This window comes from Streptomyces gilvosporeus, assembly GCF_002082195.1.
Taxonomy (GTDB): Bacteria; Actinomycetota; Actinomycetes; order Streptomycetales; family Streptomycetaceae; genus Streptomyces; species Streptomyces gilvosporeus.
The window spans coordinates 7,169,187-7,193,135 of the sequence record NZ_CP020569.1 but is presented as its reverse complement, the minus strand read 5'-3'; the positions used below and the strand labels follow the sequence as shown (position 1 = coordinate 7,193,135).

Below are 23,949 nucleotides of genomic sequence, written 5' to 3'. Positions count from 1 at the left end.
TCGGCAGGGGGCCCGCCCGCTCAGCGTGCGTGCCGCGCGACGGAGAGATGCTCGCGGGCGATGCGCTCGGCGACCGCGTACTCCTGGGCGATCAGCGCGTCGAGCAGCGCCATGTGCTCGTCGGCACCGGCCAGCAGCTCGGCCCGGCGCAGCCGGGCGCCGCCGGCCGGCCAGTGGGTGGCGCGCAGCAGATCATCGGTGACCTGGGTCAGCCGGTGGTTCCCGGTGAGCGAGATCAGCGCGCGGTGGAAGGCGCGGTCGGCCTCGGCGTAGCCGGCCCGGTCGCCGTGGGCGGCGGCGCTCACCCCCGCCTCGGCGAGCGGACGCAGCTCCTCCCAGCGCTCCGGCTCCAGCGTGCCGGCCAGCCGGATGACCGCCGGGACCTCCAGCATCGCCCGCACCTCGGCCAGTTCGGCCAGGTCACGGGAGCTGCGTTCGCACACCCGGAAGCCGCGGTTGGGCACCACCTCGACGGCGCCCTCCCCGGCGAGCTGCTGCATGGCCTCGCGCACCGGGGTCGCGGAGACGCCGTAGCGCTCGGCGAGAACGGGGGCGGAGTAGACCTCGCCGGGGGCCAGCTCCCCGCCGACCAGTGCCTCGCGCAGCGCGGCCAGCACCTGGCCGCGCACGGAGTACCGCTGCGGCCGGGGCGCCTTCCGGGGCACGGCCGAGCGGCGTCCGGGCTGCTGCGGCACGGCGGAACCGGCGTGCGCGGGCGCCCACGCGCGTGCGCGCGGTTCGCGCTCCGCTGTGCCCTGCTCCATGGCGTTACCTCGAGAATGTGACGGACGATTCCCAGCACCATAGGCGCCCTCGGCGCCGGTTCACACCTCAGCGGGCACGGGTAGAGTCCTTCGATAAGGTAAGGCTTACCTGCTAACGATCGCGATTCGGTGGTCTCCCGCATGACGTCTGCCCCCGCCGCCCCGCCGCTCTCCTCGCCCCTCGCCGCCGCGTACGCCCGGCTGTCCGAGGTGTTCCCCGGTCTGCGGGTGACGGAGTGGGACGGTGCGCCCCCGGGCGGACCGGACTGGGTGTGCGCGGCCGGTCTGGCGGCCGGCGGTGAGACCCTCGACACGTTTCTGGCGGCGGACGACGCGCAGATCGTGCGGGACTACGGACGGCCCGCCCGCCCCGACGTCGTCGCGAGCTTCGCGCTGCACCGCTACGCCTGGCCTGCGTGCCTGCTGTTCACCCTGCCCTGGTTCCTGCACCGGCGGGTGCCGCACCTGCCCGTCCAGGACGTCTGCTTCCGGGGGGACGTGAGCCGGATGGCGGTACGGGCGCGCTCCTTCGCATGCCTGCCCGGCGATCCGGCGGCGGCGCTGCCCGGCGCCCGGGTCGTCGCGGACGAGGAGGCGCTGCGCGCCGAGCTGCGGGCGGCGGTGGCCGGGCATCTGGGGCCCGTGCTCCAGGGCTTCCGCGCCCGGATGCGGCGCGGTCCGCGGGCGCTGTGGGGCATGGCGTCCGACGAGATCGTCGAGGGCCTGTGGTACCTCGGGCATCTGCTGGGCGAGGAGCGGCGCGCGGTGGCGGAGCTGGAGCGGCTGCTGCCGGGGGCGACCGCCCCGTACATCGGCGGCGCGGCCTTCCGCACGCTCACCGGCCCGGACGGCCGGGCGCTGCCCACCCGCGACCGCGCCAGCTGCTGCATGTTCTACACGCTGCGCCCCGAGGACACCTGCGTCACCTGCCCCCGCACCTGCGACGCGGACCGCATCACCCGCCTCACCGCAACCAGCTGACCCGCGCAGCGCCCGTACGGCCGTCGAATTCGAACTCAAATCCCCTTGTTGAACTGGGCGTTCGAGCTCCCGCCACCCATCTGCCGCTCCCGGCACCCCCTTGGCGTTCTCTTGCCCCGAAAGCCTCTGGGGGAGGGAGGAATTCCGCCAGGATGCCTCGCGAAACCGCGTACGCGAGACGCTCCGAAACGCTCTAGGCAAGGATTCCCCAAATGAGAATGACCGACATATCGCTTGGTTGGCTGGTGCCGACGGCCTTGGCGCTCGGCGGTGTCACGGCGGCCGTGGCACTGGTCCTGCGCGGTAAACGCGCGGCCGGCCAACCGGCCGACGACTCGTGGGAGCGCAGCGAGGAACGCCGCCGCCGCAAGGAGGCCCTCTTCGCCTCGGCCTCGTATCTCCTGCTGTTCTGCTGTGCGGCGGTCGCCGCCGCATTGTCCTTCCACGGTCTGGTCGGCTTCGGCGTCCAGAATCTCGGCCTGACCGGGGGCTGGGAGTATCTGGTGCCGTTCGGGCTCGACGGCGCCGCGATGTTCTGCTCCGTGCTGGCGGTCCGCGAGGCCAGTCACGGCGATGCGGCCCTCGGCTCCCGGCTGTTGGTGTGGACGTTCGCGGGCGCCGCGGCCTGGTTCAACTGGGTGCACGCCCCGCGCGGCATGGATCATGCGGGCGCACCGCAGTTCTTCGCCGGGATGTCGCTGTCCGCCGCGGTCCTCTTCGACCGTGCGCTCAAACAGACCCGCCGGGCGGCGCTGCGCGAACAGGGCCTGGTACCCCGTCCGTTGCCGCAGATCCGGGTCGTGCGCTGGCTGCGGGCGCCCCGCGAAACCTTCGCCGCCTGGTCGCTGATGCTGCTGGAGGGCGTACGCACGCTGGACGAGGCGGTCGAGGAGGTACGGGAGGACCGCCGGCAGAAGGAACAGCGGCGACTGCGGCGGCGCGAGCAGGTCAAGCTCGACCGGGCCCGGCTGCGGGCCTTCAACCGCCAGCACCGTTCGTGGGGACTGGGCAGAGGCGGTGGCCGCCTGACCGTCACCCAGCCCGCGGCGGCCACGGATATGGCCGACCGGGACTCGGCCATATCCCCCGAAACCCCGGAGCCGTTGCCCACATCAGGACCGCCGGTGCGCTCCCGCCCGGCCCTCAAGGCCGTGACCGGCACTGACCCGGTCGCCACCGCCGTCATGACCGAGCCACGGCGGACGGTGGACCTCACGGCCGAGGACGACACCCAGACACTCCCGCGTCTGGACTCCCTCGAGGAGAAACTCGCCGCGATCGAGCAACGCTTCGCGTGAGTGGCGGCGGACCGCGCCGGGCCCACACCCCCGAACGCCGGCTCAGGCAGGTCCGCCGCCCAGCTCGAACCACACGCTCTTGCCCACCCCGTGGGACCGTATGCCCCACGCGTCCGCTAACGAGCGAACCAGCAGCAGGCCCCGCCCGGACGTCCCGTCCGTGGTCGCCGCTCTGGGCTCGGGGCGCCCGGAGACAAAATCGCGTACCTCCACCCGCAGCCGGTCGCCGACCGTGGCGGTGACCAGGGCGCCGCCCTCCGCATGCACCAGCGCATTGGTGACCAACTCGCTGGTCAGCAGCGTCGCGACCTCCGCGACCTCGCCGTTCCGCTGCCCCGCCCAGTGGCTGAGCAGCTGCCGCAGCTCCCGGCGCACCTCGCCGACGGCCCGCAGATCCGCATGGCGCACCGTACGTCTGAGCACCCCCGGCGCCCGCGCGGCTATCCCCCCGCCACGGGTCTCCTCCCCCGCTCCGTGCCGACCGTCCCGTCCCTCGCGCCGCACAGGCTGACGCATGCCTCTCCCCCGCCCCCAACAAACGACCGGCGCTCCCACTCGAACAGCCTCACGCTCATGCATGCCCATCCGGCCGGACGCCATGCTTCGGCGTAGGCGTCCTCGGCCGGTCCCACGCCGACCCGTCGGACGGGCCCTACATCCGGGGGATGTTGCGCAGATTGGACCGGGCCATCTGGAGCATCCGGCCGACCCCGCCCTCCAGCACGATCTTCCCGGCCGACAGCGCGAAGCCGGAGACCATCTCCGCGCTGATCTTCGGCGGGATCGACAGGGCGTTGGGGTCGGTGACGACGTCCACCAGCGCCGGGCCCTTGTGGTCGAATGCCTCGCGCAGGGCGCCGCGCAGCTGCTTGGGCTTCTCCACCCGTACGCCGTGGGCGCCGGCCGCGCGGGCGAGGGCCGCGAAGTCGGGGTTGCGGTTGGTGGTGCCGTACGAGGGCAGCCCGGAGACCAGCATCTCCAGTTCGACCATGCCCAGGGAGGAGTTGTTGAACAGCACGACCTTCACCGGCAGGTCGTACTGCACCAGGGTCAGGAAGTCGCCCATCAGCATGGTGAATCCGCCGTCGCCGGACATCGAGACGACCTGCCGCCCGCGGTCGAGGAACTGGGCGCCGATCGCCTGCGGCAGGGCATTGGCCATCGAGCCGTGGCTGAACGAACCGATCACCCGGCGGCGGCCGTTGGGGCTCAGATAGCGGGCCGCCCAGACATTGCACATGCCCGTGTCGACGGTGAACACCGCGTCGTCGGCGGCTTCCTCGTCCAGCACGGAGGCGACGAACTCGGGGTGGATCGGGGTGTGTTTCTCGACCTTGCGGGTGTACGCCTTGACCACCCCCTCCAGCGCGTCGGCGTGCTTCTTGAGCATCCGGTCCAGGAACCTGCGGTCGGTCTTCGGCGTGACCTTGGGGATCAGGCAGCGCAGCGTCTCGCGGACGTCGCCCCAGACGGCGAGGTCGAGGGTGCAGCGGCGGCCGAGGTGTTCGGGCCGGACATCGACCTGGACGATCTTGACGTCGTCGGGGAGGAAGGCGTTGTAGGGGAAATCGGTCCCGAGCAGGATCAGCAGATCGCATTCGTGGGTGGCCTCGTACGCCGCGCCGTAGCCCAGCAGTCCGCTCATCCCCACGTCGAAGGGGTTGTTGTACTGAATCCATTCCTTGCCGCGCAGCGCATGCCCGACCGGGGACTTGATCCGGTCGGCGAACTCCATCACCTCGGCGTGGGCGCCCGCCGTACCGCTGCCGCAGAAAAGGGTGACCGTGGCGGCCTCGTCGATCATCCGGGCCAGCGTGTCGATCTCGGCGTCACCGGGGCGTACGGACGGGCGCGCGGTGACCAGGGCGTGTTCGTAGGCGCGCTCCGGGGCCGGTTCGGCGGCGATATCGCCGGGGAGGGAGACGACCGCGACCCCGCTCTGGCCGACGGCGTGCTGGATGGCGGTCTGGAGGACGCGGGGCATCTGCCGGGTGCTGGCGATCAGTTCGCTGTAGTGGCTGCACTCGGCGAACAGCCGGTCGGGGTGGGTCTCCTGGAAGAAGGTGGTGCCGATCTCGCTGGAGGGGATGTGGGAGGCGAGGGCCAGCACCGGGGCCATCGAGCGGTGCGCGTCGTAGAGACCGTTGATGAGGTGCAGGTTGCCGGGGCCGCAGGAGCCGGCGCAGGCCGCGAGACGGCCGGTGAGCTGCGCTTCCGCCCCGGCGGCGAAGGCGGCCGCCTCTTCGTGGCGGACCTGGATCCAGTCGATGCCGGAGTGCCGGCGGATGGCGTCCACGACGGGGTTGAGGCTGTCGCCGACGACTCCGTAGAGCCGCTGCACCCCCGCCCGCACCAGGATGTCCACGAACTGCTCGGCGACGGTCTGCCTGGGCATGGCGGGGCTCCTCCCGACGGTGCTGCGCCGTGCGTTGACTCTCGGCCCCGCTTACCCGCCCGGCTACGACTCCCACACCCCCACGGCCGTACGGTCCCCCGCATGGCCCGCGCTGGGCAGCTGGGCGGCGGACAGAAAGGCGGACAGGGCGGGCGGCTCGCCGCCCCACCGCAGGGCGAGCCGGTCGGCGTACGTGGTGTCGGCGCGCAGCGGCCGCGCCAGGCCCGCACTGCACATCAGCAGGGTGTCACCGGCGCGGCCGTCGACCGGCCGGAAGAGGAACGCCTCACCCTGCGGTACGGCGGGCTCCAGGTCCTGCCAGGCGCCGTCGCACAGGCGGAAGAAGCCGCCGGCGCCGGCGCCGAAGAACACCCGGGTACGGCAGTCGGGGTCGGCCGGCAGCAGCAGACAGCGCACGGCGGCCGGGTGGTCCTCCGCTGCGGCGGGCGGCTCCGCGGCGGGCTCCGGCGCCCGGCCGCGCACGGTGCCGTAGCCGCGGGCGGTGAGCCGCCGGAGGCCGGAGCGCAGCGCGTCGCGGCGGCCGCCGCGGAGGTCCTCGGCCAGTCGGGTGCCGCTGCGGCCGACCGCGGCGGCGATCCGGGCGCAGGCGTCTCGGGCGGCCCGCGGGGAGCCCTCGGGGCCGGGGCGGCCGGTGGCGACGGCCACCAGGAGCAGGGTGTCGCGGCCACTGCCGAAGCGGGCGGTGAGCAGGGCGTCGCGGCGGGCTTCGCCGTGGTAGCGGGCCCGGTCGCCGCGCAGGGAGACGGCGCGCAGGGTGAGGCAGCCGTAGGCGGCGCCGTCCAGCTCGGTGTCGGGGACCAGGTCGTCGAGGGCTTCCGGGTCGGCGGCGGGGAGGGCCACCGGGGGGTGGGCGAGGGGGACGTCCGAGGGTGGGCCGGGCTCGGGCTCCGGGGCCGGTTCAGGGGCGGGAGACGGAGGCGGGGCGGGAACGGGAGACGAAGACGACGGCGGCGGCGTGGAGCCCGGTGCCCGCCGCCCGGGTGGGGTGAGCGTCCGTAGCGCCGAGTTCACCCGCTCGTCCAGGCTGTCCGCCGCCGCGCACGCCCCGGCGTCCCGTACCGCACCGGAGTCCGCCCCTACCTCTCCGTCCCCTCCGTCCCCGTACAACTGCCGCCACCACTTGTCCTCCTGGCCGCGCCGTGCCCCCTGGTCGGTCATGGCGCGCATTGTCCCGGGCGGGGCGCCGCGAAAACAGGGCGCGCGGGCGGGTTCCGGACGGTCCGGCGGCGCTCGCCGGAGCGCGCGCACGGGCGGCTTCCGGCAGGCTTGGGCCATGAGCGAGCGCAGCGCGGGGGCCTCCCCGGCCGTGGTGCCCCGGCCCTCGCTGGGAGGTGCCCGCAGGGGGAGCGCCGTCACATGAGTGCCTGGCAGCTGGTCGCGGTCGGCCTGGTCCTGCTGCTCGGACTGGTCGGCGTGCTGATCCCCGGCGTTCCCGGCCCGCCGATCGTCTGGGCCGGCGTGCTGTGGTGGGCGATGACGGCACAGACCCGCACCGCCTGGACGGTACTGATCGCCGCCACCGTCGTCCTGCTCCTCGGCCAGGCCCTCAAATGGCTGCTCCCGCCCCGCAGTCTGCACACCGTCGGCACGCCGTACGGCACGCTGTTCCTGGCCGGGGCGGCCGGTATCGCCGGTTTCTTCCTCCTCCCGGTCGTCGGCGCCCCCCTCGGTGCGGTCGGCGGCCTCTACCTCCTCGAACGCCTCCGGCTCGGCAGCCACGGCGACGCCTGGGCCTCCACCCGTACGGTCATGCGGGCGATCGGCCTGAGCGTGCTGGTCGAACTGTTCGCGTGTCTGCTGGTGGTGGGGGCGTGGGTGGGCGCGGTCATCGCGGGCTGAGCCGAGCCGCCGCGCCGTCCGGGTCCCGTACGGCCCCCGGGACGTCGCCCTGCGGCCGTATCCCGGCGCGCCACAGATGGTGCAGCGCATACGCCCCCCAGGGCCGCCAGGCGTCCGCCACCCCGGCCGCCACGTCCGGATCGCCCATCCCCCGCATCCGGATGTACGCCGCCGCCCGCGGCCCGACACCGGGGAGCGCGGCCAGCGCCCGTTCGGCGGCGGCCCGGTCGGCGCCCGCGTCCAGGACCAGCGTCCCGTCGGCGAGCGCGGTGCACAGCGCCCGCACCGGTGCCGGGACGTCCGCTCCGGCCAGCTCGGCGGGCGCCGGGAAGAGATGGGTGAGCCCGCCGTCCGGCGTGTCCAGCGGCTTTCCGTACGCCCGTACCAGCCCGGCGGCGCGCTCCGGCGGCCCGCCCAGCACCGTGCGCACGGCCAGTTCCTCCGGGTCCGCGGCCCCCGGGGAGCGCAGCCCGGGGCACTGCGCCACCAGGGGCCCGAGCAGCGGATCGGCGCCCAGCCGCTCGGCGACGGCGTAGGGGTCCGCGTCCAGGTCGAAGAGGCGGCGCAGCCGCTGCACGGCCGTCGCCAGGTCCCGCAGATCGGTCAGCCGCAGCCGGCACTCCAGCCACCCGCCGTCCCCGCCCCGGTCGGCCGGGCACACCAGCCCCGCGGGCGAGATGCGCCGCATGCGGGTGCCGCCGCACTCGTCGACCTCGGCGATCGCGGTGCCGTGGGCGAGCCGCAGCGTACGGCGGTAGGTGCGGCCGCCGCGCGGGCCCCGTACCTCCTCGACGCCGGGTACCGCCCGCACGGCCAGGAAGTCGAACATCTCGGCCTCGGCGCACGGGCCCCGATAGGCCAGCCGCAGCGGGATCCCGCCGGCCGCCTGCCGCGCCGCGGTGCGGGCCGCGGTGCGGGCGCTGCCGCGGGCCGCCGCCGCCCGCAGTTCGCTCGGCGTACCGGCGTAGATCTCCCGCATGGTCTCGTTGAACTGCCGGATGCTGGCGAACCCGGCGGCGAACGCCAGCTCGGTGACCGGCAGCTCGGTGGTCTGCAACAGCACCCGCGCGGTCTGCGCCCGGCGCGCCCGTGCCAGCGCCACCGGGCCCGCGCCGAGCTCCGCGGTCAGCTGCCGCTGCACCTGGCGCGCGCTGTAGCCCAGCCGTCGCGCCAGCCCGCCGACGCCCTCGCGGTCGACCACCCCGTCCGCGATGAAGCGCATGGCGCGGCCGACCAGATCGGCCCGTACGTTCCACTCCGCGGACCCCGGCACGGCGTCCGGCCGGCACCGTCGACAGGCCCGGAACCCGGCGGCCTGCGCGGCGGCGGCCGTCGGGAAGAACCGCACATTGACCCGCTTGGGCGTGACCGCCGGGCAGCTGGGGCGGCAGTAGATTCCCGTGGTCCGCACCGCGAAGAAGAACTCCCCGTCGAACCGCGCATCCCGGCTGCACACCGCCTCGTACCGGGTCTCGTCATCCATCGTTGTCCATCGTTCTCGACGCCACGGCTCCAGTGTGCGCCGCGCGCGTCCGTATCACCGGCGGGATACGGACGCGACGCTGAACGGCCCCGGCCACGTGGTCACTCCGGTGGTCCGTTACGCCGTCAGTCCCACCCACCCCCGCCCCTCTTCCGCTCCATCATGTGCCGCCCGAGGGCCTGCTTCTGCTTCCAGTCGCGCCGCAGCACGGCCCGTGCCCGGGCGTCCGTCTTGGCCACGATGCGCAGGTTCTCGCGCTGGAGCTTGCGGTAACTCTCCAGTCGGCGCGGGGACAGCGCCCCGCTGTCGACGGCCTCCATGACCGCACAGCCGGGCTCCGCCCCGTGCGCGCAGTCGGCGAACCGGCACCGCTCGGCCAGCGCCTCCACATCCGAGAACGTCCGCGCCAGCCCCTCCTCGGCGTCCCACATCCCCACGCCCCGCAGACCGGGCGTATCGATCAGCACGCCGCCGCCCGGCAGCGCCAGCAGATCCCGTGTGGTCGTGGTGTGCCGCCCCTTGCCGTCCCGGTCGCGAATCGCCTGTACGTCCTGGACGTCGGCCCCGACCAGCGCATTGGCCAGCGTGGACTTGCCCGCACCGGACCGCCCGAGCAGCACCGACGTGCCCCCCGCAACGACCGCGGCCAGCACCTCGATTCCCTCCCCTGAGGCCGCACTGACCGCCAGCACCTGCACACCGGGGGCCGCGCTTTCCGCATCCGCGACCAGATGCCCGAGCGCCGCCGGATCCGGCACCAGATCCGCCTTGGTCAGCACCACCACCGGCTGGGCGCCGCTCTCCCAGCCCAGCGAGACGAACCGTTCGATACGCCCCAGGTCCAGCGCCTCCGCCAGCGATACGGCGATCACCGCATGATCCACGTTCGCCGCGAGAATCTGTCCCTCGGACCGCTTGGACGACGTGGACCGCACCATCGCCGTACGCCGCGGCAGCAACGCCCGTACGACACCGTCGAGATGGTCGCCCACGCGGCCGTTCTCGACGTCGATGACGGCCCAGTCACCGGTGCACGGCACCCGCATCGGGTCGCCGGTCGCCACCAGTGCGGTGTCCGCCAGGGCGGTCCGGACAGCGTCGCCGTCGGCCACGACGACATCCACTCGCCCGCGGTCCACGCGGACGATACGGCCGGGCACGAACCCCTGCCCGGCAAAGGGGGTGAAGCTCTCCGCGAACCCGTCGTCCCAGCCATAGGCGGTCAGCGGGTGCGCAGCGGAAATATCGAGGTCGAACAACGGGATGACCCTTCAGGGAAGAGTGGTCCCGGCTACGCGCACAACGCGCGAAAAGTGGAAGGAAAGTCGAGTCAGCCGGAGACCACAGGGGTGGCAGTGATGATCTTCTGGATGCGGGCAACGCCCCTCGCATGGACAGTCATCAGTACGCACCTCCCGGATTGCTCGACAGCAGACGACGACGGCGTCCGACGACGGCGTGCAGCCACCGTCACGAACGACACCGACCCTAGACCGGCCGCGCGCAGCGGCGCGAATGATTTTTCCCGGCCGCTCCGAGGCAGGCCAGCGACAGCAAGCGACGGAGTCGGGAAGGATCCGCCGGAGCGCCCCGGCCCCGGCCGGGCCGTCGCTTCCCGTCTCCGTTCCATAGGACTAGACCTGCGAGGGGAGGGTGAGCCAGAGGGCCTCGGTGCGCGCGCAGAGCTCACCGTCGCGGGTGGCTATCGCGCTTCCCACCATGTGCTTGCGGCCCGATTTCGAGAGGACCCAGCCGAAGGTGACATGGTCCTCGCCGAGGACGACGGGCTTGGTGACGGTCGTGGCCATGTAGGCGGTCACCGTCTCATGGGGCGCGTCGCTGAACAGTCGGCAGGCCCAGCCGCCGGGGCAGTCCAGTGCCCCCCACATCTGCTCCGGGGTCAACACCGTTCTCCCCCGGCCGAGTTCGGGATCCGGTGTCCAGGGGGCGACCACCATGCGTTGCTCGGGACGCTGCGAGAAGTTCTGCCGCAGCCCCTGGCCCGGCGCCCGGTCCCCGCCGCACCCGTAGCAGTCGCGGGTGGCGAACGGGGAGTTGGTCAAGGGGTGCCGCTTCTCGGCCTCGACCGCGTCGTCCCAGGAGGGTACGGACGGCGGTACGGCCACCTCGTCGCACTCCTGGGCCGTGAGCAGCGCCCCCTCGGCGTCGGTCAGTTCGTAGCCCTTGTCCTCGGTTCTGCGCAGGGCCACCGGAGAGCCGAGCGGAATCGGCCGGCGGAAATTCACTTTCACCGATGCGGCGGACAGGTTCTGCGCGAGGATCCCTGCCGCATAGCCGCCGAACCCCACGCCCGGAAAGCCGTAGATGTGCGGGGGAATCACCACTTCCGCCGAATCCTGCGGACGGTCGTGCGCCACTGGTTGCCTCCTGAGTCGCTGTGCCTCGTGTTCGCTGACGTGCTTCGGAGCATGCCGGAAGTTCCGGGGCCGGCGGCTCGAAACGTACTCGACGTAGGTGCGCGGAGCCACGCACCGGTATGCCGTCGTCAGACGAAGATCACCACCAGCGCGATCAGCACGACGATCACCACGAGGAAGGCCCCCACCACACAGCCGGGGTTGTTCGTCAACTCGCCGAACCGGGACGGGAAAGCGGGGGGTTCCGGTGCGGTGGCCAAGGGCCCCGAGGGGGCGATGGGCGCCGGGTCGGCGTGGACCGGTCGGGGAGCGGCGGGCGGCTCGGTCTCTCTCCGGCGGATCACATCGCGCAGAATCTGCTGCCACAGGGCGGGCGGGAAGTCCGGGGCCCGGCCGTTGCGTGGCGCGATCACGCTGTCCCAGAGCCAATCGCTCGCGGCGGGGCGGCGGTCCAGGCACATGCGGTGCAACAGCTCCTGCACTTCGCGCAGATGGCTTTCGTGCCCGGCCACGGGGGCGACGGCCCAGCCGAAGAGGTCAGCCGCCCGACCGGCCGGGGCCGTCCTCGAAGCGAGCCCCGCGCCCTGCCCGTTCAGGGTGAAGTACCGGCCGTTGCGGAGCACCTCCGTGCACAGCTCATGCCGCATGGCCATCGGGCGTACCTCCACGCGGCGCTCGTCCCCGAGCTCGTCCAGCAGCAGTTCCTCGGAGTCCGGCGTCAGCTCGCCGGAGCGCAACTCGGCCAGGAGCAGATCGTCGGACAGTGCCCGCAGGCGCTCCGCCAGCAGCCTGCGCTGCGTGACGTCCCCGCGCCGGTACAGGCACAGGTCCCCGTGGAGTGCGCGTGCGTCGTCAGGCGCCGCGGGAGGGCCGGTGTCGGGCGCCGGCTCCCAGGTGGGGGACGGGCGCGCGGACGGGAGAAGTGACGGGTGAGGGGGGCGCGGAGGTGTCAGGGGCGGCTCGGGTTCCGGTGCGGGTGCGGGCGGTTCGGGTTCGGGTGCGGGCGGTTCGGGTTCGGGTGCGGGCGCCACGGGCGGAGACGGCGCCACGGGCGCGGCCATGGGCGCGGGCAGGACCGGCTCGGGTGGGGGCGCGGGCCACCGTTCCTCAGGCGGGTCGGCCGGTGGCGGGGACGGCTGCCGTTCCGGATCCGGGCGGCGGGGTGGGGCGGCCGGCGAGGCGGCGACGGCCCGGTGGTCGGCGTCCAGGACCTCCTTGAGCAGCACCCGCCGCCGCGCCCAGTCCAGCCCCGCACCATCCTTGAGCCGACCGACCAGCTGCGGCACGCCGGGGTCGTCCTCCGGGTGCGCCAGCAGGTGTTCGACCAGCCGGTTCGCGGCCCGGTGCGCGAACTGCGGCTCGGCCGGCCGGCGCACCACGACCCGGGCCAGCGGGCCCGGCCCGCCCGCGTCCGGTTCCCAGCGCGGTACGCACATCAGCCGCAGCGGATGGGTGTCGACGGTGTCGTACGTGGCGAACGTCCACTCGTGCCCCAGCCAGGAGCCGAAGAGCAGGAACAGGCCCAGGTAGACCAGCGGTGCCGGGTCCCGGCCCGGCCGGTCGGGCGGCTCGGCCTCGTCCATGAGCAGCGATATCCGCCGGGAGGGATCGCGCAGCCACTCCGCGGTGACCAGGATCAGCGGGTGCCGGACGGTCGGCAGCCGCTCCGTCATCTCCGGCAGCCACCGGCGGGCCAGCGCGTCGAGGTCCGCGCACTTCACCGGACGCAGCTCCCCGGTGGCCTCCTCGGCGGACTCCCGGTGACCCCAGCCGCCGTACGCGAGCCCGAGGCACTGGCGGGTCTTCAAGGTCCCCGCCCCGCCGATCAGGACGTGGCTGACCGTGCTGGGGCGGCCGCCCCGGTCGGTGGTGGGCCAGCGCTGGACGAGCATCACCTCGCCGTCGCGGGAGACCGTGCGGACCACGCTCGGCCGGGGGGCCGCCGCACCGGACACCCACAGCAACGGCCCCAGTTCCCGGCCCAGTTCCTCGGCGCGCTCGGCCGCGCAGGAGTGGGCGACGGCCTTCATACCGGTGCCCTGGCGGCCCTGGTTGCCGTCCCAGCGGAAGACCACCTGATGCACCTCCGCGGGCACGCCGGTGTCGACCGGCCGGTGGAGCGGTCTGCGCTCCTGGAAGTCGCTCATTTCGCCTTCCCTCCCCCGGATCCCCCGGATCCCCCGGTTCCCACGGCGAACGCCTCGGCGCCGCCCGGCACGTCGATCAGCCCGTGCATCGCCAGCAGCGACAGCAGCGGCTCCAGTACGCGCCGGGGCCCCGCACCCGCCGGATAGCGGCCGCGGTCCTCCTGGCCGCCGGTGGCCGACGCGATGTGCAGGGTGCAGCGGCGGATCGCGTCGAAGGGACGCAGCCACGCCTGACCGGCGTGCCGGCGCAGCAGCCCATAGACGTCCCGGCTCTCCGCACGCACCCGCGCGGGGTCGAGCGAGGCGGGCGGCGCCTCACCCAGCCACCGGTCGACGGGTGGCTGGAACCGCAGCAGGTCGGCCTTGCCGAGCACCATCGCGGCCGCCACCTCCAGATACGGCCCGCTCTTGGGCAGCCGGTCCAGGACCGTGCCGAAGGCCAGATCGCCGTCCCGGTTCACCTCCAGGCCCCAGCGTTCCCGGGCGTGGTCCAGCTGCGGCAGCGGCAGCGCCAGCGCCGGGTCGACGACGAAGACCATGGCGTCGACCCCGAGCAGGAAGCGCAGCGCCGCATCGGTCCGTACGAGGTCCTCGCCGCCGAGGTCGAAGAAGGCGACCGGCCGGGTCTGCCCGCGGGCGTCGGTGAGCAGGAGGGACTCCACGAAGCGCGCGAAGCCGTCCAGGCCGAGGCCACCGGTGTGGTCCAGCACCTTGCCGTTGCGCAGCGGCTGCACCCGTTCCCGTACGAACCGCGCGTGCTGCTCCGGGTTGACGGACTGCCACTTCAGGCCGAACGGCTCCAGACCGCCGTCGGTGATCTCCGCGATCATCTGGGTCAGCAGATGGCTCTTGCCGGTGGAGGACTGGCCGACCATCGCGACCGTCAGCGGACGGCCGTAGGTGAGGTAGGGCACCGGGATGAAGTGCTCGGGGAAGTCCGGGTCCGCGGTGCACTTCTGGACGGCGGAGCGCATGACGTCCTGGCGCCGCAGGGCATTGCCCAGGCCCGAGACGTCCAGCGGCTGGTACTGCATCTTGCTGTCGGTGACGAACAGCGAGGTGAGGTCGAGCTGGAGGGGCTCCAGGCAGTACGGGCAGAGCACTTCGCCGTTGCCCCGCTCCCGGCCCGCCCCGGTATCGCCGGGGGGCTCGGCGGCGGCCGCCTTCCGTTTGAGCCGCAGCGCGTTCTCGTACGCCGCGTGGTGCGGGCCCGTGTCGTCGGCGGCCGCGGTGAGGGCGAGGCGTTCGGCGGCGCCGGGGGCCAGCAGGTCGAGCAGCCGGGCGGGCGTCGGCCGGTCGGCCGCCAGCGGGGCGAACGCGCCCGGCAGGGTCCCGGCGAGCACCCGGTGCGCGGCCAGGTCGGCGGGCGCCCGGTCGGCGGGGCCGGGCCGGCCGGTCACCAGCTGGTAGAGCACCTGGGCCGCGCTCCACACCGCGTCCCGGGAGTCGACCAGGCCCTCGCCGCGGCGCTGTTCGGGCGAGCAGTAGGGCGCCCGGCCCCACCTGACCCTCGGCCGTCCGGCGCGGGCCACCCCCTCCAGCCCCCAGAGCTGGACCGAGGTCCCGTCCCAGAGCACGGTGGCGGGCGAGACACCGCGCAGCACCAGGCCCTGGCCGTCCAGCACGCACAGCGCCAGCAGCAGATCGCGGGCGAAGACCCGCTGGTCGCTCGCGGACATCACATGGGTGCGCGCGGCGGCGGTGCCGCGCGGCGCGGCGTAGAGCAGGAACGGCTCGGCGGCATCGAGCTCGTAGCCGATGATCTCCGGGAAGAGCGCGGCGAACTCCGTGTCGTCGAGCACCCGGTGCAGATGCAGGGCGGTGCCCGCCTCCGCGTCGAGCAGGGCGCGCGCGGCGGGGTTCGCCGCGTCGGCGGCGGTCAGCCGCACCTGGACGAACTGCTGCCCCTCGTCGTCGAGCAGGCCGTTGCGGATCCGCTGGGGCAGCAGCGGATCGCGGCGGGTTTCGCGGCCCAGACGGACCGGGGCGGTGCGGCGCCGCCCCGAGGGGGCGGTGAAGGCGAGCGTGGTCCGCTGCGCGCTGCCCGGCTCCGCCACGTCGGAGTGCGAGGTGCTGGTCACCAGCGGTCGCCGTCCCTTCGCTCGTACGCGTCCACGGGGTCGGGGCTCTGACGGGGCCGGACGGTGTCCACCACGCCCATGCGCAGCGGGGTGAGCCGGATCAGCCCGGCGTAGCGCCCGGACGCCGTCCACAGCGCCTCGTGCGGCTGGCCCGAACCGCTGGTCCGCCAGCATTTCTCGACCTCGCCGCGCACGGCTTCGGGGGCGAATCTGAGCCACACCGCCGCCTCCGGATCGCGGTTGAGCAGCGTGCCCTGCTCGGGTGAGGACAGCTGCACCACGGCCTTCCGGTCGGCGTCCGCGCCGACGAGTTCGGCCACCCGCTGCGGGTCGGTGCCCAGCAGGCTCGCCGAGGTGGCGCGGGTGCGGTGGGCGGCGGCGAACGGGGGCGGGGCCAGCACCCCGTTGCGCTGGAGGTGCCGGCGGGCCGTCGAGAGCAGCTCGTGGACCCGTTCCTCGGTGCGCCGGACGGCGTGCGCACCGGCCTGGCCGCGTTCGACGGCACCCCAGTAGGGCGCCATCGCGACCACGGCGGCGTCCGTCAGATCACCGGCCAGGGTGGCGACCAACTCCGGTCCGCCCTCGCCGCTTTCGCGGTCCAGCCAGCGCGGGGTCCCGGCGGTGCGGTCCGCCCACGGGTCGGCGGGCTCGGCGGTCTCCTTGTGTTCGGCGGGCTCGTCCCACGTGGGCCCGGCGTCCCAGGCGTAGGCGCTGGCCCAGTCGCCGTCGGCGTCGTCGGAGGCCGGGAAGGACTCCGTCTCCAGGGCCGAGGAGCTGGAGAGCCAGTCGTCCGCGGCGGGCGGCTCGGTGCCGGACGTGCCGGGGGCCGTGGGCCGCTCCGGCTCGGGCACGGCCTCGGCATCCGCGGCGGCGGCGGTCGCCCTCAGCATGCCGGCCACGGACCGGGCCGCATCGGCGCAGTACAGGCGCTCGTCGGCGGCCCAGTGTTCCCGGACCGCCTCGGCCAGCAGGGCGTCGAGGCCGTCAAGTGCCCTACGGAGCACGGCCGTTCCGTGGCCCTCGGCCCAGGAGTCGGCCGCCATGCGCCACAGCCGGCGCGCCGTCTCCGCCGCGGCGCCGAGGGCCAGCGGCCATGCGGTGCCGCTCAGCCAGAGCGGCGGATCGGTCGCGTAGGCCAGCGCCACTCCGGCCACCGCGCCGCCGAGGGCCGCCGCCCAGGGGCCCACGGCCCAGCGGCCCGGCCGTCCCGCGCCGCGCAGCCGGGCCGCGCCGAGGGCTGCCAGGCCGAAGAACACCAGCGGCACGACGAGCGCCAGAGGCAGGAAGGGTCCCTGCCACAGCGCGCCCAGCAGCCCCGTCAGGGCCGCCGCCGGGAGCGCGGCCGGGGGTTCCGGCAGCGGGCCGTCGGCAGCCGCGGACCGCCGGGCCACCGCGTCGGCGATGGGGGTCCCCCCGCGCGAGTCGGTTCGAGCGTGGGGGAACTCGGCGAGCCTGGGCAGCAGCGCCGAACCCGGTACCGGCTCCACCCGCCCGGCCAGCCCGGTGAAGCGGCGGGCGACCGCGCGCAGCGCGAGCCCCTGCCCCAGCAACTTCCCGGCGAACTCCCGCAGGCCCTCGCCGATCCGCTCGCCCACGCCCCCGGCCGAGGGCACCCGTAGACCGAGGGCCGCGAGCCGGGCGGCCGTCTCGGCGGCCGAGGGGACGGTGCCGGTGCCGGAGCCGCTGTGCAGCGCCGTGCCGACGAGGTCCCGGTAGTCGTCCAGCGCCTGGCGCGCCCGGTCGAGGTCCGCCTCGAACGCGATCCGGCGGGCGGGCCGCAGCAGTCCCGGGACGGCCCGCAGCCCGGCGAGCGCGTCCTCGGCCTCCACCAGGGCGTCGGCGCAGGCGCGATACGCGTCCTCGGCCACCCCGCCCGCCTCCCGGTGCCGCACACCGCGGCCGCCCCGGCCGGCCACCAGCCCGCGCAGCGGCTCGGGCAGATCCGCGGCGGACCAGCCGGCCGCCGGCAGATCCGGGCCCAGTGCGGTGTCCTCGCCCGCGAACCGGGTGAGCGCGTCGCGCCAGGCCCGGTCGCGTACCTCGGGCGGCAGGTCCTGCTCCAGCAGCCGCACGCCGGGCGCGGCGACGGCCTCGGGCAGCGAGGCGAGGTCGTCGAGCACCCGCAGGAAGACGTCCGGGACCGACAGCAGGTCCACCAGGACCGCCAGTGCCGCCGGGTCGTCGGGTTCGGGCCGCTCCAGCGCCGTGGCGGCGGAGCGCAGATCGCCGGCCCACAGCAGGGCGGTGCCGGAGGCCCGCAGCATCGCGGGCCGCACCAGCCGCCGGTCCGGCTCGAACGCCTCGTCCCCGCCGCCGTACACACCGGGCGCGCTGCCCACCAGCAGGACCAGCATCCGGACCTCGCCCAACGCGCGGTAGGAGGCGAGCAGTTCGTACTGCCGCTGGTGGTCGGTCAGCCCGGCCGGGGTGTCGACGACGAGGAACAGCGGGTGGTCGGGGTCCGGCAGTCCGGCCCGGCCCAGCTGCCGGGCGACCTTGGCGCGCAGGGCCGGGGCGGTGTCGAGCGCCGCGGCCCCGCTGCGCAGGTCCAGGTGGACGACGGCGCCGATCTCCTCGGGCGGGATCACTCCGCATCACCGTCCCAGGGGTTACGGCGCGAGCGGTCGTGGTCGTGGTCACGGTCGTGGTCGCCGTACGGGCCGGGGCGGTCGCGGTCGCTGTACGGGCCGGGGTCGCCGGGGTCGTCCCACGGCGCCCACTGCCGGTCGGCGTCCTCGGAGTCGGCGTGGCCGTCGCTGCGGGCATCGTCATGGCCATCGCTGCGGGTGTCGCCGTGGTCGGCGCGCGGGGCGGTGCCCCAGTCGTCGTCCTGGGGCGCGGCCCGCCGGGGCTCCCGCAGCTCCTTGCGCGGGCGCGGCTTCGGCGTGCCGCCGCGTACGTGCTCCAGCAGTGTGCGCAGGGTCGGCTGGATGGCGCGCTGGTCCCCGAACTCGGTGTCCAGCGCGGCCGGCAGGGTCTCGGCCCAGAACTCCCACAGCGGCCGTACCCAGCCCTCGACCCGCTCGCCGCCGCGCTCGCGGCGCTCCTCCAGCAGCTCCAGCTGGCGCGGGGCGATCTTCTCGACCAGCTCCACGAAGAGCGGATGCGGATCGCTGCCGCTCCTGGCGAGCCCCACCGGCTGAGTTCCCATCAGTTCGCGGCAGTAGTCCTCGACGATCCGCTCGTCGTCGAGGACCGTCCAGCGTTCGTACGAGCGCAGCAGCTCCGCCCAGCTGGAGACGCCGCCGGGGAAGTCGCCCAGCCGCAGCCGGACGCCGGGCACGTTCTCGCCCGTCTCGGGGAACAGCCGCAGCCGCACCCGGTCCGGCGAGGCGGTGTCGCCGTCCACCACGTCCACCTGGCCGTTCCACATACAGCACAGCAGCCGGTGCAGGATCGCGCGGCGGTCCTCCTCACAGCTGACCATCCAGCTGTCCCGGAAGCCGAGCCGCTGGCGCCAGCGCAGGACGTCCTGGGCCTGCTCGGAGTCCTTCGCCCTGGCCCACTGGCGTAGCACCTTGCGGGCCTCGGGCACCTGGGTGAGGCTCATCTCGCTGCGGAAGAGGACCACGGTGATCGAATCGCTCTCCACCCCCCGGTACTCCACCGAGTTCTTGGCGTCGGAGGGCAGCCGCAGCGCCTTGCCGAGGTACTCCTGCACCTCGTCGACGGCCTGGACGCGCGGGTGGGTGACGAGCACCCGCAGCGGTCCGGTGCCCTCCGGGGTGAAGCCCACCGGCAGCAGCCCGGTCAGCTTGCGGCCGAAGAGGTCGAGCGCCTCCTTGCTGACCTGTTCGGTGGCGTCCGCATCGCCCGCCGCGGCGGCCAGCAGGGTGCTCATGGACGGCAACAGCGGCCGCTCCTCCAGGTGTTCGCCGCTCTCCGCGAACAGCCGGGTGATGCGGCCCTCCAGCTGCGCCTTGACGACCGCCACCGCGCTGTCCGGGTTGCGGCGGCTCTGTGCGTGCACCGAGCGCCAGGTGTCCCCGTCGATCATCTTGAGCAGCAGCGTGGCCTCGTCGTCGTGCTCGCGCAGCCCCTCCCGGCGGATCAGCCGGGTGACCAGGTCCTCGTAGAAGTGGTTGAGGGTGCGCTGCGGCGGCAGCAGGTACGAGATCCCGGTGCGGTCCTCGTAGAGCTCCAGGCCCTTTTGCGCGGAGACCTTGCGTTCTTGGTCGGAGTGCTTGCGGAAGGCGTTCACCAGCCGTCCGAGGTCGGTCCCGGCCGCATCCGCCTGGGACTGCCAGCGCTGCTGCTGTTCCCGCCATGCCTCGTGCCACACGATCCGGCTGCGCCACTGGTACCAGAGGTCCTGCTGCTGGAGTGCGGCCTGCACGTCGTCGTCGCCCCAGCGGGCCGGGGACATTCCCGCCAACCGGCCCTTGATCCGCGGGGTCTTGGGCGGCTGGTCGCCGATCCCCGGCGGCCGCTGGGGGGCGACGGAGCGGCTGGCGAGCATGCCGAGGAAGCCGCTCCGGGCGATCGGTTCGTCGCTGGCCGGGACGCCCCGTACGACGCGCTCGGCGAGGAAGGGGTCCACGCTCTGGAGGAGCTTGTCGATGGCGGGGCGCGGGGCGAACCGGTCGGCCATCGAGGCGGCCTGACGGTCGGCGAGGGTCTGGAGGTCGGTCAGCAGCCGCTGCATGTCCGCTATCCGTTCGCCCAGCGCCTGCTCGATGGCCTTGCTGCCGCGCGGCACCGGATCGGGCTCGGGTACGGGCAACTGCCGTCGCTCCCAGAGCTCTTCGAGGTGGGAGTCGGCGAACAGCTGCCGGATCAGCGGCACCGCGGTGTCCCGCAGCGTGGTGCGCGGCCGCTCCACGAGATCGGTGACCGCCTCCCGCAGCAGCCGGCCGGCCACCAGGTCGGCGAGCTGGTCCATGGGGGCGGTCATGGAGGCCACCAGGCTGGTGGAGACGCCCTGGCGGCCGATGCCGGTGGGCGACATGGCGCTGCGGTGCACCCCGCGGTTGATGAAGCTCGCGGCGAACGTCTGGAAGTCGTCGTCGGCCGCCGTCATCCGGCCCCGGGAGCGGCCGTCGCCCAGTTCGGTGCCGATCAGCGACATCACCAGGGAGACGATGGAGCGGCGCAGGTCGTCCTGGCGGATGCCGGCGGTCGGGCTGAAGAGGAACGCGGTGGGCAGGATGCCGGTCCGCAGCCGGATCGGGGTGGTGCCCGGGTAGCGGATGCCGAGCCCGGAGTCGTGGTCCAGGTCGCCGATCTCCGCCCCCTCCGTCGGCGCGTTCTGCCCGTCCACCAGCCGGAACAGATCGACCAGCGCACGGGCCGCGTTGAGGTCCGCCTCCCGTCCGCCGCCGGCCGACGAGGAGAACGAGGACGGCATCACGACCAGCGGATAGATCTTCACCCCGTCGAACCGGCGCATCTTGAACGCCTGGTTGATCAGGTGCAGATAGTCCAGGAAGATCCCGGCGCCGGTGCCGCCGGCCACCGAGAAGGCGACGAACACATCGCAGCCGTTGACCTTGCCGCCGCCGAGTTCGCTCAGCTCACCGGCCGACTTGGCGATGGCGTCGATCGCCTGCAACAGGGGTTCCAGGACCGGGGCGAGGCTGTGCCGGAGCGTGGCGAACAGGGCGGCGCGCCCGACGGTGGGCAGCTGGCCCGCGCCGTTGTGGAGCGGGGTGACCTTGGGCTCGTCGATGCGCGGCGGCAGCCAGTCGGCGACCTCGTCGCGCAGGCTCGCCCGGAGCATCTTGGTCACTTCCGGCGAACTGTCGAAGTTCGGCAGCAGGTTGTGGGTGGCCCGGGAGGTACGGGCGTAGGCGGCCCGCAGCGAGGGGTCCACGTTGAACTGCGGCAGCCGCTGGAGGTCGGTTTCGCTGTAGTCCGCGTACACGAACTGGAGGCAGTCGGGGAGCTGGTAGGGCGCGTGGCCGCTCAGATGGCTGAGGGCCACGCCGTCCGGACCGCACAACTCGGCGCGCAGCTTGCGTTCCAGTTCGGCGCCGACCAGGCCACCGGTGCCGCCCAGGCCGACGAAGAGCATCGGCTGGAAGATTTTCATGGGGTGCCTCCCGCTTGCGGCCGTATCGGCGGCCGGTTCGTCCTCGGTTCGTCCTCGGTCCGTCTGTGGATTCCTCGCGGCACGGCGGCCGCGGCGCGGTGTGCGGGGCGGGCCGGTGACCGCACCGGCCCGCCCTTCGCCTCACCGGTACGACTCGTAGGCGCCCCCGCTCTCGGGGGCGGTGGGCTCGGTGGGAGCCGTGGCGGTCCGGCTCCCGGGCCGGGACGGCCGTGGGCGGCGGCCCTTGGGGGTACGGGTCTCCTCGCCGAGCGAGAGACTCAGCGCGTCGGTCAGCGGGACGCTGCCGCGGGCGGGCAGCCTGGTCCGGCCGCCGCCGCGCTTGCGCACCCAGGCGCCGCCCTCGGGGCTGCGCTGGACGGCGTACGGGCCGTTGCTGCGCCGTTCGATGCGCGGGCTGCGGTGCGGTTCGACGACGGCGAACTCGTACCACTGCTTGTGCCCGTGCCCGGCCGGGTGCGTGGCGAGGACGTCGCCCTCCTCGGAGACCAGCTGGAGCACCAAGCCGAACGGGTCGCGGCGGCTGCGGCGCTGCCGCAGCCAGCCGACGGTTGCCGCGACGACCACCGCGAGCACCGCGGCGGCGGTCACAAACGCCCACCAGTACTCCTCCCAGACGCCGGGCTCCGGCGTCACCTGCACGGTGAGCGGGGAGCGCACCAGGGGCCGGTCGTGGTCGGTGGTGTCGACGACCGTGACGGTGCCGCCGAGCCGCAGGCCGTCGCCGAGGCGGTCGCCGAAGGCGGCTGCGGGGGCGACGGCGAGCGTGACGTTCCGGGTGCCGGACTCGCCGGGCTTGACGGTGATCTCGGCGGGGCTGATCGAGAGCAGGCCGGGTTGGAGGTCGGCGACGGACAGCCGCAGGGTGTGCGGGCTGTTGCCGGCGTTGTGGACGGCCAGGGTGCCGGCGAGCGTGGTGCCCGGGTGGGTCGGCGTCGGGTGCAGCGTGAGCGCGGTGGTGACGGGGAGCACGCCCGGGGCGACCTGGCCGCTCTCGCTGCGGGTGTCGGCGCTCAGCCCGGAGGCGGTCAGCGTGCCGCTCACCTTCAGCGTCCCGTTGGCGCTCTGGGGGATCGTCACGGAGCCGGTGAAGGAGCCGTCGCTCGCCGTGGGGTCGGGTCCCTTGCCGTCGTCGGTGAGCCGCAGCGTCTGCGGGGCGAAGCCGTCTCCGGTCAGTTGGCTGCGGACCCGCAGTCCCGCGTAGTCGGCCGGGTCCTTGATCTCGTAGCCCTCACGGGTCTGGAGCCGCATGGTGACCGTGGCCCGCTGGCCGGCCTGCGGCGACGGCGGATCCATGGTGAGGGAGCCGCGCAGCTCGCCCTGCCACAGCACGCTGACCCCGACGGGCAGCGAGCGGTGCCCTTCGGGGGCCTCGGCCTTCACCTTCCAGACGCCGGGCACCGGGTCGGTGATCTTCAGCGCCTCGACGGCGTCATCGGCGCCCGCCAGCTCGAAGTGCGATTTGTGGGAGGTACCCGAGGTGGGCACCTGGTGGCCGCTCGGGTCGAAGTAAGTGATCGACACCGCGGGATCGCTCTTGTCGACGACGATGCTGCCCACGGTGGCCAGCGGCGAGATGCCGACCTCCAGGGTCGCGGGCGGCCGTTGGCTGGTGCCCTGGTCGTAGCGCAGGCAGTGCGCGGCGGCGAAGATCTTCTCCAGCACCGGGCCGACGTCCTTGGCGCCCGAGACCTTGTCGGCCTGGGGGCGGGCGGAGGGCAGTTCGACACAGCCCTTCTGGTAGCCGCCGGCGGCCATGTGGTCGAGCTGTGCCTTGTCCGGGGCGGGCCCGAAGCCCAGCGGCCAGATCTGCACGCCGTGCGCGGCGGCGTCCTTGAGCTCCAGGTCCAGCTGCCGCTGCCCCTCGTCCTTGCGGTGCGCGGGGTCGCCGTACTGGGGGCTGCCGGTGACGTCCATCTCCCCGTCGGTGAGCAGGAACAGCACGCGGGGCGTCGACGGGTCGGTGCCGGTGCTCAGTTCGTGCACACCCTGGCGTATCGCGCTGGGGAAGTCGGTGCCGGTGCCCTCGTTCTTCCTGCGGCTGCGCAGCTTGCCGACGCATCCGCCGATCGACTCGCGCCCGGCCGCGTCCAGCGTGGTCCGCGGGCACACCGGGTCGACCGCGCGCTGGTCGGCGGACTCGGCGGCGGCGAAGCCGAAGACCGTGACATGCGAGGACGAGGAGACGTCGCCCACCGCGATGCGCGCCGCTGCGGCCTTCTCGGCCCTCATGTCCTCGGGCGCCAGGCTGGCCGACTCGTCCACGGCGACCGCGTAGTTGACCGCCTTGAAGGCCGGTGCGGACGCCGCCACCGGCACCGGTGCCTGGCCGGCGGGTGCCAGCAGGGATATCAGCACCGCGGCGCCGCCCAGCACACGGACCGCTCCGCGGCGCGCCCAGCCCCTTCGTTCCCGCCGTCTTCTGCTGACTGTTCCCACGGCCGTCCCCTTATTTCGTCTCGTGCGTCGTGTGCGTAGTGCTGCGCCGTCGCCGACGGCGCGGGCCGGCCACC

The 23,949-nt window shown here is 74.1% G+C and carries 15 protein-coding genes; 3 read left to right on the top strand and 12 right to left on the bottom strand.

Annotated elements, in window-relative coordinates:
• Positions 1 to 20: 20 nt before the first annotated feature.
• Positions 21 to 764, bottom strand: a complete 744-nt coding sequence (locus tag B1H19_RS31835) for a GntR family transcriptional regulator (RefSeq protein ID WP_083108240.1) — start codon at positions 762 to 764, stop codon at positions 21 to 23.
• A gap of 141 nt (positions 765 to 905) precedes the next feature.
• Here B1H19_RS31835 and B1H19_RS31830 point away from each other — a divergent pair, with 141 nt between their 5' ends.
• Positions 906 to 1,745, top strand: coding sequence for a (2Fe-2S)-binding protein (locus B1H19_RS31830; protein ID WP_083109998.1), 840 nt, complete (start codon positions 906 to 908; stop codon positions 1,743 to 1,745).
• A 212-nt stretch (positions 1,746 to 1,957) separates the two neighbouring features.
• Complete coding sequence (locus B1H19_RS31825) at positions 1,958 to 3,043, top strand: DUF2637 domain-containing protein (protein ID WP_083108238.1); 1,086 nt, start codon at positions 1,958 to 1,960, stop codon at positions 3,041 to 3,043.
• A gap of 42 nt (positions 3,044 to 3,085) precedes the next feature.
• Here B1H19_RS31825 and B1H19_RS31820 read toward each other — a convergent pair whose 3' ends face one another.
• The 3 genes from B1H19_RS31820 to B1H19_RS31810 all read right to left on the bottom strand — a co-directional run bounded on the left by B1H19_RS31820 (position 3,086) and on the right by B1H19_RS31810 (position 6,617).
• Entirely contained in the window at positions 3,086 to 3,466 is a 381-nt protein-coding gene (locus tag B1H19_RS31820) for an ATP-binding protein (protein WP_335755967.1), read from the bottom strand.
• Between the two features lie 229 nt (positions 3,467 to 3,695).
• Complete coding sequence (locus B1H19_RS31815) at positions 3,696 to 5,438, bottom strand: pyruvate dehydrogenase (RefSeq protein WP_083108234.1); 1,743 nt, start codon at positions 5,436 to 5,438, stop codon at positions 3,696 to 3,698.
• Positions 5,439 to 5,501: 63 nt separating this feature from the next.
• A complete protein-coding gene (locus B1H19_RS31810; protein ID WP_083108233.1) occupies positions 5,502 to 6,617 on the bottom strand; it encodes a protein phosphatase 2C domain-containing protein in 1,116 nt (371 codons plus the stop codon).
• Between the two features lie 198 nt (positions 6,618 to 6,815).
• Here B1H19_RS31810 and B1H19_RS31805 point away from each other — a divergent pair, with 198 nt between their 5' ends.
• The gene (locus B1H19_RS31805; protein WP_083108231.1) at positions 6,816 to 7,298 is read left to right on the top strand and encodes a DUF456 domain-containing protein; all 483 of its coding nucleotides are present in this window, start codon (positions 6,816 to 6,818) and stop codon (positions 7,296 to 7,298) included.
• On the opposite strand, the gene B1H19_RS31800 is transcribed toward B1H19_RS31805, so the two are convergent.
• From B1H19_RS31800 to B1H19_RS31765, 8 genes are all read right to left on the bottom strand, one after another.
• Complete coding sequence (locus tag B1H19_RS31800; protein ID WP_083108229.1) at positions 7,285 to 8,781, bottom strand: bifunctional transcriptional activator/DNA repair enzyme AdaA; 1,497 nt, start codon at positions 8,779 to 8,781, stop codon at positions 7,285 to 7,287. The two genes, B1H19_RS31805 and B1H19_RS31800, sit on opposite strands and share 14 nt — an antisense overlap.
• Before the next feature lie 125 nt (positions 8,782 to 8,906).
• The gene (gene rsgA / locus B1H19_RS31795) at positions 8,907 to 10,040 is read right to left on the bottom strand and encodes a ribosome small subunit-dependent GTPase A (RefSeq protein ID WP_083108228.1); all 1,134 of its coding nucleotides are present in this window, start codon (positions 10,038 to 10,040) and stop codon (positions 8,907 to 8,909) included.
• Between the two features lie 375 nt (positions 10,041 to 10,415).
• Positions 10,416 to 11,159 (bottom strand): PaaI family thioesterase, encoded by a 744-nt coding sequence (locus tag B1H19_RS31790; RefSeq protein WP_083108226.1) that lies wholly within the window; start codon positions 11,157 to 11,159, stop codon positions 10,416 to 10,418.
• Positions 11,160 to 11,287: 128 nt separating this feature from the next.
• Positions 11,288 to 13,306: a hypothetical protein gene (locus B1H19_RS31785; protein WP_083108224.1), complete on the bottom strand. Its 2,019-nt coding sequence runs from the start codon at positions 13,304 to 13,306 to the stop codon at positions 11,288 to 11,290.
• Positions 13,303 to 15,387, bottom strand: a complete 2,085-nt coding sequence (locus tag B1H19_RS31780; RefSeq protein WP_083108222.1) for a serine/threonine-protein kinase — start codon at positions 15,385 to 15,387, stop codon at positions 13,303 to 13,305. The genes B1H19_RS31785 and B1H19_RS31780 overlap by 4 nt, the downstream gene beginning before the upstream one ends.
• Entirely contained in the window at positions 15,384 to 17,975 is a 2,592-nt protein-coding gene (locus B1H19_RS31775; RefSeq protein WP_083108220.1) for a hypothetical protein, read from the bottom strand. Before B1H19_RS31775 ends, B1H19_RS31780 begins: the two co-directional genes overlap by 4 nt.
• Positions 17,972 to 21,418 carry a tubulin-like doman-containing protein gene (locus tag B1H19_RS31770; RefSeq protein ID WP_083108218.1) on the bottom strand — a complete coding sequence of 1,149 codons (3,447 nt, stop codon included), beginning with the start codon at positions 21,416 to 21,418 and terminating at the stop codon, positions 17,972 to 17,974. The genes B1H19_RS31775 and B1H19_RS31770 overlap by 4 nt, the downstream gene beginning before the upstream one ends.
• 141 nt (positions 21,419 to 21,559) lie before the next feature.
• Positions 21,560 to 23,875: a choice-of-anchor X domain-containing protein gene (locus B1H19_RS31765; protein WP_083108216.1), complete on the bottom strand. Its 2,316-nt coding sequence runs from the start codon at positions 23,873 to 23,875 to the stop codon at positions 21,560 to 21,562.
• Positions 23,876 to 23,949 lie beyond the last annotated feature (74 nt).

Bases quoted from the DNA above. Each gene is read 5' to 3' on its own strand.
- B1H19_RS31835 (WP_083108240.1), bottom strand. From the start codon at position 764: ATGGAGCAGGGCACAGCGGAGCGCGAACCGCGCGCACGCGCGTGGGCG.
- B1H19_RS31770 (WP_083108218.1), bottom strand. From the start codon at position 21,418: ATGAAAATCTTCCAGCCGATGCTCTTCGTCGGCCTGGGCGGCACCGGT.
- B1H19_RS31805 (WP_083108231.1), top strand. From the start codon at position 6,816: ATGAGTGCCTGGCAGCTGGTCGCGGTCGGCCTGGTCCTGCTGCTCGGA.
- B1H19_RS31815 (WP_083108234.1), bottom strand. From the start codon at position 5,438: ATGCCCAGGCAGACCGTCGCCGAGCAGTTCGTGGACATCCTGGTGCGG.
- B1H19_RS31825 (WP_083108238.1), top strand. From the start codon at position 1,958: ATGAGAATGACCGACATATCGCTTGGTTGGCTGGTGCCGACGGCCTTG.
- B1H19_RS31785 (WP_083108224.1), bottom strand. From the start codon at position 13,306: ATGAGCGACTTCCAGGAGCGCAGACCGCTCCACCGGCCGGTCGACACC.
- B1H19_RS31800 (WP_083108229.1), bottom strand. From the start codon at position 8,781: ATGGATGACGAGACCCGGTACGAGGCGGTGTGCAGCCGGGATGCGCGG.
- B1H19_RS31830 (WP_083109998.1), top strand. From the start codon at position 906: ATGACGTCTGCCCCCGCCGCCCCGCCGCTCTCCTCGCCCCTCGCCGCC.
- B1H19_RS31810 (WP_083108233.1), bottom strand. From the start codon at position 6,617: ATGACCGACCAGGGGGCACGGCGCGGCCAGGAGGACAAGTGGTGGCGG.